Source organism: Caenibacillus caldisaponilyticus (assembly GCF_002003465.1).
Classification (GTDB): domain Bacteria; phylum Bacillota; class Bacilli; order Bacillales; family Sporolactobacillaceae; genus Caenibacillus; species Caenibacillus caldisaponilyticus.
The window spans coordinates 1-1,217 of sequence record NZ_BDDQ01000156.1; the positions used below are offsets into that span (position 1 = coordinate 1).

At 50.2% G+C, this 1,217-nt stretch carries 1 protein-coding gene; it reads left to right on the forward strand.

Translation table 11 applies throughout. The annotated features are described in order from the left end of the window. Positions 1 to 213 precede the first annotated feature (213 nt). A partial coding sequence (locus CCB157_RS16975) for an ISNCY family transposase (RefSeq protein ID WP_143287140.1) occupies positions 214 to 1,217 on the forward strand: 1,004 nt, incomplete at its 3' end.

Here is a 1,217-nt window from a genome sequence, read left to right on the forward strand (position 1 = left end):
TCACTTCTCCTAAAAGCCTGACCGGATCGAAGCGCCTCGACCCTTGTCAGTCCGTCTGGTGTCCTAGCGAATTTGATCGAATGCAATCCCTTGTATTTTATCATATTTAAAGAAAAATGGCGCCGGTTTTCGCGGTGAATGTTGTTCGTCTGTGATATTGTCATATTGTAACGCTTCAGTGAAAATGTCAGTATGAGACAGGAGCGAATTCCATTGAGCAAAAAAGAATTGAAGCGTTACAAAGTCATTCGTCAATGGATCGAAGGGTATATCACGGGAAAACAAGCTGCCGAATTGTTATCGCTAAGTCTTCGTCAGGTTTATCGCCTCAAAAAACGAGTCCTTGAGGAGGATGAAAACGGAGTCATTCACAAAAACCGGGGGCGAAAACCTGCACATGCCTTATCCGAAGACATCCGGCAAAAAATCCTGAATCTCCGCCAAAGTGAAAAATATCGGCACTGCAATGATGTCCATTTCTCCGAATTATTGGTCAAACAGGAGGGAATCCGGGTCAGCCCTTCTACGGTCCGTCGAATCCGATGCCAAGCCAACATCCCGCCCAAACGGAAACGGCGCCCGGCAAAGGTTCACCGCCCGAGAGATCGGAAACCGCAAACCGGCATGTTGGTCCAGATTGACGGAAGTTTCCATCGTTGGTTGGAAGACCGTGCGGAACCCATGGCTCTTTTGGCGGCCATTGACGATGCCACGGGAAAAATCTTGGCCGCGGTCTTCCGCCGCCAGGAAGATACCGAGGGCTATTTCCTTCTGATCCGGCAAATGATCGAGCAGTATGGCATTCCCATGAGCATCTATTCGGATCGTCATATGATTTTCTGTTCCCCGAATGAAAAAAGATCCATTGAGCAGGAACTGGCGGGCGAATCCGTGCCTTTGTCGCAATTTGGCCGCGCCCTGAAGGATTTGGGGATCACTCATATCAAAGCCATGACCCCACAGGCCAAAGGACGGATCGAACGCCTCTTTCAAACCCTGCAGGACCGTTGGGTTGTCGAGTTGCGCCTGCGCGGCATCCAGACCCTGGAGGAGGCAAACCAAGTCCTTCCGGAGTTGATCAAAGAACATAACGAGAAGTTTGCCGTAGCGCCTCTTGAACCGGAAAGTGCCTTTGTTCCTTTGGAACCGGGACAGTCCCTGGATTTGATTCTTTGTTTTCGCGATCAACGGATCGTCGGACCTGGAGAAACCATCTC